The organism is Paraburkholderia ultramafica (genome assembly GCF_902859915.1).
GTDB lineage: Bacteria > Pseudomonadota > Gammaproteobacteria > Burkholderiales > Burkholderiaceae > Paraburkholderia > Paraburkholderia ultramafica.
The window spans coordinates 86,213-92,331 of the sequence record NZ_CADIKK010000033.1; the positions used below are offsets into that span (position 1 = coordinate 86,213).

Annotated in this window: 8 protein-coding genes; 3 read left to right on the forward strand and 5 right to left on the reverse strand. The window is 58.2% G+C overall.

Going from position 1 to position 6,119, the window contains the following annotated elements:
• Positions 1-15: 15 nt before the first annotated feature.
• Both HV744_RS28415 and HV744_RS28420 read left to right on the forward strand, forming a co-directional pair.
• On the forward strand, positions 16-330 hold the full coding sequence (locus HV744_RS28415) for a type II toxin-antitoxin system TacA family antitoxin (RefSeq protein WP_175152690.1): 315 nt from the start codon (positions 16-18) through the stop codon (positions 328-330).
• 128 nt (positions 331-458) lie between these two features.
• The gene (locus HV744_RS28420) at positions 459-842 is read left to right on the forward strand and encodes a GNAT family N-acetyltransferase (protein WP_217469162.1); all 384 of its coding nucleotides are present in this window, start codon (positions 459-461) and stop codon (positions 840-842) included.
• A gap of 76 nt (positions 843-918) precedes the next feature.
• Here HV744_RS28420 and HV744_RS28425 read toward each other — a convergent pair whose 3' ends face one another.
• The 5 genes from HV744_RS28425 to HV744_RS28445 all read right to left on the reverse strand — a co-directional run bounded on the left by HV744_RS28425 (position 919) and on the right by HV744_RS28445 (position 4,170).
• Complete coding sequence (locus tag HV744_RS28425; RefSeq protein ID WP_175152692.1) at positions 919-1,635, reverse strand: hypothetical protein; 717 nt, start codon at positions 1,633-1,635, stop codon at positions 919-921.
• 11 nt (positions 1,636-1,646) lie between these two features.
• Positions 1,647-1,877, reverse strand: a complete 231-nt coding sequence (locus HV744_RS28430) for a hypothetical protein (protein WP_175152693.1) — start codon at positions 1,875-1,877, stop codon at positions 1,647-1,649.
• 19 nt (positions 1,878-1,896) lie between these two features.
• On the reverse strand, positions 1,897-2,565 hold the full coding sequence (locus HV744_RS28435; protein WP_175152694.1) for a recombinase family protein: 669 nt from the start codon (positions 2,563-2,565) through the stop codon (positions 1,897-1,899).
• A gap of 189 nt (positions 2,566-2,754) precedes the next feature.
• On the reverse strand, positions 2,755-3,186 hold the full coding sequence (locus HV744_RS28440; RefSeq protein WP_175152695.1) for a hypothetical protein: 432 nt from the start codon (positions 3,184-3,186) through the stop codon (positions 2,755-2,757).
• 69 nt (positions 3,187-3,255) lie between these two features.
• Entirely contained in the window at positions 3,256-4,170 is a 915-nt protein-coding gene (locus HV744_RS28445; RefSeq protein ID WP_175152696.1) for an ArdC family protein, read from the reverse strand.
• Positions 4,171-4,941: 771 nt separating this feature from the next.
• Here HV744_RS28445 and HV744_RS28450 point away from each other — a divergent pair.
• Positions 4,942-6,024: an AAA family ATPase gene (locus tag HV744_RS28450; RefSeq protein WP_246279227.1), complete on the forward strand. Its 1,083-nt coding sequence runs from the start codon at positions 4,942-4,944 to the stop codon at positions 6,022-6,024.
• Positions 6,025-6,119: the final 95 nt, after the last annotated feature.

Sequence of the window (6,119 nt, forward strand, 5' to 3'; positions counted from 1 at the left end):
GCCATGGAGGGCATCATGCTACCAACCGATACCCACAAATCCGCAAAGCCTGCGAAGGCCGCGCGCACTGACCGCATTGATGCTCGTCTGACTACCGATCAGAAAGAGCTGCTTGAACACGCGGCGGCCTTACAGGGCCGCACGGTGACGGCGTTCGTATTGGCGAGCGCGGAAGAAGCGGCTCTTAAGACAATCCGCGAGCATGAGACGATCCGTCTCTCGGAGCGCGATCGCGAGGCCTTTATCGACGCTCTGTTGAATCCGCCGCCGCCCTCGAAACGTCTGCGCGCCGCGGCAGTCGCCTATCTCAAAGAAATGGGCACGGCTTGACGACGGGCAGATACCGGATCGATCCGCTCGGCAAGGAACATGAGCGGGGCGCGTTTCAATGCGGGACGGAAGAACTGGACCGCTATCTGCGTCATCAGGCGGGCCAGGAGGGGCGGCGGCATGTCGCCATGTCGTTCGTGCTAACGGAACCGCCTGAGTCTCACATTATCGGCTACTACACTTTGTCTTCCTCGAGCGTCGACCATGACGCATGGCCGCTCGAGATCGCCAAGCGGCTGCCGCGCTATCCGCAAATGCCGGTGACGCTGCTGGGGCGCTTGGCGGTCGATGCCCGTTATCGGAGTGCTGGGCACGGCAAGCGTCTGCTCATGGATGCCCTGTACCGTAGCTGGCAAGCGTCGCAGCAAGTCGCCTCGATGGCGGTGATCGTCGACGCAATCGACGAAAAAGCCCGGGCGTTTTATGAAACCTTTGATTTCCTCGATTTTCCCGATCAGGATCGCCGTCTGTTTTTGCCCATGGCGACGGTTGCCAAGCTTTTTGCGGACTAGCGATTGCAGTTCGTGACCCGTCGGCTGGCCCTAACCAACCCTGCGTCGTTTCTGATTTCATCATCGAGGCCTCGCTTCAGCAATGGAGTATCTTGCCGGGTTTCCAGCCCATTGTTCCTGCCCGTACATCCCCAACGTAATGAGGCTCGCGTATGTAGCTGGGAGCGATGTAGTTAACCTTGGCGGCGGCGACCGCCGCTCTTTCTTCATCCTGCAGAAGCGTGTCGAGCAATTTTTTATAGGTCGCGAGAGTTTCATCGTGCTGGAGACTTTCGCGGGTGAAGGTGTCAGGAATGGGAACAGCACATTTCACGGCCAGCAACCCGTCCCTCGCCAAAATATTTTGTACCGGAGAGAGATGTTTGTTTCTTGCAAAGAACGTCAACGCCGGTGCGTCCAGATCTCTCAGCGGCAATTCAGTCAGAACCCTGGCTGCGAAAGGACAGCTGCTGGGAGTCGGCCTAAAGGCTGTAATACACCCTATCTGCGATGCGGTTACCGCACGAGATACGCTGTCCACGGTACGAGTAGTCACGTATTCGAGGGCCTGTACCTGTTGGATCATCTGCTCAGAGGGCAACTCCGCCTGCGCAATGTAGGCACCGTAAACGACATATTCTTTCCAACCGTCCGGATTCCATACCTCGGGCTTGAGCTCGTCCCCATGAACGTTGCCCATCACGAAAGGCCACTCTGTAGCCGCGATGACAAATGGGCGACCGTCAGCCTCAAAATGGCAGTATTCCGCAATGAGTTCGGCTCCTTCACTGGTCGTCTGTGTTTCCTGCGCCATAGTGCCTTCCGTCAGTTTAAAACGCGCTTGATAACGTAAAGGGATTTCGCCCCTGTGTACTCAAAATAGCCAAGAAACTCTTCATCTGAACCATAGTTTGTCTCAACAAACATTTCTAGGTGAATACCAGATACGGGCTTGGCCTCTAGTTCAATTATCCGCTTTGTTGCTTCCTGGATGCTGGCAAATGTTCCAACTGCTTTCCAGTCTTTGGACCTGTCATTTTTATTTAATTCCCACATTTTGCCCTCGTTGTTTCTCTCATGCTCGGACCGCAAGCTTCAATTTCCGCCCCTCGGCCCACATTTTTTGGCGTCGGATAATAGTAATCTTTGCGCACTTCAATAGTCTGGCCGCGCCACTGACGGAGCCCGCTTTCCGTAAAGCGCCTTTGATTTGATCGTCCGTATGCCTGGCGGGCTGGCCGCCGATCACGCCCCGTTCACGCGCCGAAGCGAGCCCGTGCTTGGTGCGCTCCCAATTCCATTCGCGCTCCCACTGCGCTAACGCGCCTAAGACATGAAAGATCATCCGGCCGGATGCGTTCGATGTGTCGATGTCCTGCGCAATAACTTTCAACCGAACACCCTTCTCAAAAAGCTGCCGCTCGATGTCGATCAGATCGCCGAGATTTCGCCCTAGGCGGTCGAGCGAATAGATGACCAACAAGTCACCTTTCTGAAGATCGCGAAAGCAGGCCTTCCATGCCGCGCGGTCCAAGGTCTTTCCGCTCTGCTTGTCTTGAAAAACGTCTTCCGGGGCAACGCCATATTTAATCAGCTCGTCGACCTGGCGCTGATTGTTCTGATCGCTTGTGCTAACTCGGGCATAACCGATCATCATTTGCCCATTTGCTGGCCGCTTCCATTTAACGGTGCTTTCGGCAATTTTGTGTATATAGGTTTTTTTCTTGGGGCCACGCTTGGGCATTTGACACACGAAAAATATCTCTTGATTGCCTGTTACACAAACGGTATTACTGTAACCACTGCAATAGATCAAGTGTTTTAAATCTCTAACCCCACTGAGGCCCTTGCGGCCGATCTGGATATGGGCGGAAAAAGCCGGGCGAGTGCCCTCGCTGGATGAAGCAACGAAAACTGCTCCGGCTCCTTGTCGTCATTGCTCGTCGGCCGCTGCGGCAATCACGGCCTTGGCGACATGACACGCAGCGCAAAGCCGCTCGACGAGATGTTCGTTGCGACAATCCGGGCATGCGAGCGCGCGTAAAAGATCGTCGGAGCGCGTGACCATTTTCTGCAGGCTTTCGAGCATTGCCGGCGCGGCCTCGCAGAGGAGCCAGGCGGGGCGTCCGCCGTATCGCAGGAATGCCCCGTCGAGGGTGACACCCTCGGCAATGCTCTGGCCGCTATCGTCGGTGATGGACACAATCCGCGCGCAGGCGGCGTTGCTGCGGTCGCGCTCGTTGCAAATTTCTGCAGGGTCGCGGGTCTTTGCCGTGGCGATTGCTTCGGCCGCCGTTCCGGCTTCGATTTGCACGCTGCCATAGTGCGGGACATTGACGGCATAAAGAACGGTGAAGGTGCTCATGATGCCCTCCTTGATTCCGGGTCCTGACCTCGGCCTGGAGCGGTGCGCCCCAGGCTTTCGGTGATCGGTTCATGCGGCGGCTTGCTGCTCGGCTTCGGTCTGCAGGGAAAAGAGGTAGTCGCAGGCGCGTTGCGCTTGGCTGGCGGCCGTGAAGATTGCTTTCTTGTCGGCCTTGAGCACCTTCAGCCAGTGGTCGAGATAGGAGGCGTGGTCTTCGCGGACCTCCGGGGTGATGCCCAGCTGAGCGCATACGAAGGCTGAACCCATCTCGGCTATGAGCTCTTCGGCTGCATAGGCTTCGTCGCCGAAACGCTTGCCAAGCTGCCGATCGAGGCGGGTTTGGTGGCTCGTCGCATGGGTGAACTCGTGCGCTTTGGTGGCCGCGTAGCTCTCGGCCGTGTCGAAACTTTCCGGGATGGGCATTTGCACGACATCCAGCGCGGGCGCGTAATAAGCCCGGTTTCCGCCATGCCTGACGACTATGCCGGTCTTGGCGAAGAAGGCTTCTGCTTGTTCGATGAGCTGCAGGGGTTCGGCGGGGACTGCCTCGGGTTGGGGCATATATTCGGCGGGCAGGTTTTCGATCTGCTCGACGTTGAACACGGTGTAGCCCTTCATGAAGGGAATTTCGCGTTCGACCTTGTCGCCCTTGCCGTCGGTTTCGGTCTTCGTGATCTTATTGGCGTAGACAACCAGGGAGCCGTGCTCGCCCTTGCGGACATTGCCGCCGAGCTCCTGCGCCTGCTTGAAGGTCATCCAGCGATTGGATTGATAGCCCTTCTCGAGCTGTTCGCCCCAGAGCAAAAGAATGTTGATGCCTTGATAGGGGATGCCGTTATGACGCACGGGGAGGGTGATGCGGCCGCCGGCATTGCTGCCTTTCCACGGCTTCACCCAGGGCCTTACGCCTTGCTCGAGATCGGCAATGATTTTGTCGGTCACGCGGGTGTAGACATCGGGGAGGGTCTTGGCCTGTGTCTTCATGGTCTTTCTCCTTTAGGTCTCGGGGTGTATGTGCTGGTGTTGCGCACATGCACCCGACGACCGTCGGGCGACGACCGGGGAGGTAAGGCGTCAAGGGCTGGACGAGGGGAGGGGGATCACCCACCCGCAGGGCGGCCGCAGGCCGTGTTGCAGCTTGCGAAACATGGGGACACCCCTCGGCCGGGGCGCAGCCAGATCCCTTGTGCCGCGCCAGGGGCAGCGCCCCTTAGTTCGTTCCATCTGACTGCGCTTTTGACTTTGCGAAAGAGATCGTCACCGAATGGCCGGGACGAAGGCCCGGTGAGCGCCAGCGAATAGAGCTCGGTCCGACGTAAGGAGGATTCGCCGAACTGGTGTTGAAGATGTTACGCAGAAGTGCTGCATGCCAATACGCACCCGGTAGCCCGGCTAGCAGGGTGACGCGCAAGGCAAAATCGAGGGGTGGAGCGGGCGCAGCGAGTCACGGCCCGAAGACTTTTTACTTTGAACGGCGACCGGGCCGAGCTATAGGGGATGGGTCAAGCAACGACCAGATAAGGGAATGAAAAAGATGACAACCGATGACCACCAGCAGCCCATGCACGAACTGGGGTAGGGATTTTGCGCATCACTTTGCCGTTCATGGACGATTTCGTTTGTTGTGGCTAAGTGAGTGGTTCCTGCGTCCAGGTAAAGGTATGATCAATCTGTTGAGCACCGGTTGCCGCGCTGGTGCATCGCGACTGCTACAACACTCGCCGCCGACAAACGGGGCGGCCGCATAAAGGCGCCATGAGTACGCACGAGATTTCTGCTCCCTCTTCCACTGCCAACCCAGCCTCGAGTCCCGCACCGAGCGCGACCGCAGCGCCATCGGCCGAAGCAACTGCGCCTCCCGACGCTTCACCAATCCGGCTCGCCTGCGTCGAGGTCTGCAACTTCCGACGCCTGGCAAAGACCCGTCTTGAACTCGATGAGGCCATCACAACCCTAGTCGGCGCCAACAACAGCGGCAAGACTTCCCTTCTAACGGTCCTTCGCAACTTCCTGAGCGAGTCGCCCGGCTTCCGCGCTTTCGACATCAGCCTCTCTCAGTGGGCGAAGTTGCGCGAGTTGAGCCAACTCTGGGAGGCGCTCGACGAGGACCCCACGACGGACTCCAAGGATGCCGAGAAATGGGATGAGCAATATCGGCAGCTGCTGGCTTGCATGCCTTTCATCGATCTTTGGTTCGACGCGAAGGAAGGTGCATACAACCATATTGCTCCCTTCATCACGTCGCTCAAGTGGTCGGGTGGTGCAGTCGGCGTGCGGGTTCGGCTCGAGCCTGTGTCAGACGCAAACGAACTTCGTAAGCTGGCCTGGCGCTACCGCGAAGCGCGCTCTCCCGTGCACAAGCTTCCGAAGGATGGCCACGCCTGGCCGATGGACCTGCTTGACTACTGGCTCAGGCACTCCTCGGACCTTCGCCGGATCGCCGCTTACCGTCTCGACCCCGCGAAGGGACCCCTGGCAGATAGGAAGCGCCGTGACCTGCAGGAGCTACCTCCTGGTTCGCAGCCGGTTGAGCTGCAGCTCCTGCGCAAGCTCATCCGCGTGGATTTTGTGCCGGCACAACGAGGGCTTGGCGCCGAAGAGGACGAGGCGCGGTCCGAATCGGCGAGCGCACGTCCTGGACTGTTCTCGAGCCAGCTTCTGAAGTTCGCCCGACAACACCTGAACGTCGCTCCATCCGGCCACGGTTATCGGGAGGACTTGGTGGCAGCCATCGCCAAGGCTCAGGCGGAACTTGACGATTCGATTTACAAGGCGCTCCAGCCGGCGATGGAGGACGTGGAGGTTCTCCCCCGGCGTCACAATAGATGTCGCCTCTGAATTTTCTTATTTTCAAGAGATCAGAGGTGCAAGTTGAAGGTGAAACAAACGTATTCTGTCGAGTTCAGAGAGCAGGCGCTGTTGAAGGTCTTACA

What these genes read in the sequence shown, in the direction of transcription:
- HV744_RS28450 (WP_246279227.1), top strand. Translation starts at nt 4,942, where the DNA reads ATGAGTACGCACGAGATTTCTGCTCCCTCTTCCACTGCCAACCCAGCC.
- HV744_RS28435 (WP_175152694.1), bottom strand. Translation starts at nt 2,565, where the DNA reads ATGCCCAAGCGTGGCCCCAAGAAAAAAACCTATATACACAAAATTGCC.
- HV744_RS28415 (WP_175152690.1), top strand. Translation starts at nt 16, where the DNA reads ATGCTACCAACCGATACCCACAAATCCGCAAAGCCTGCGAAGGCCGCG.
- HV744_RS28445 (WP_175152696.1), bottom strand. Translation starts at nt 4,170, where the DNA reads ATGAAGACACAGGCCAAGACCCTCCCCGATGTCTACACCCGCGTGACC.
- HV744_RS28425 (WP_175152692.1), bottom strand. Translation starts at nt 1,635, where the DNA reads ATGGCGCAGGAAACACAGACGACCAGTGAAGGAGCCGAACTCATTGCG.
- HV744_RS28430 (WP_175152693.1), bottom strand. Translation starts at nt 1,877, where the DNA reads ATGTGGGAATTAAATAAAAATGACAGGTCCAAAGACTGGAAAGCAGTT.
- HV744_RS28440 (WP_175152695.1), bottom strand. Translation starts at nt 3,186, where the DNA reads ATGAGCACCTTCACCGTTCTTTATGCCGTCAATGTCCCGCACTATGGC.
- HV744_RS28420 (WP_217469162.1), top strand. Translation starts at nt 459, where the DNA reads ATGTCGTTCGTGCTAACGGAACCGCCTGAGTCTCACATTATCGGCTAC.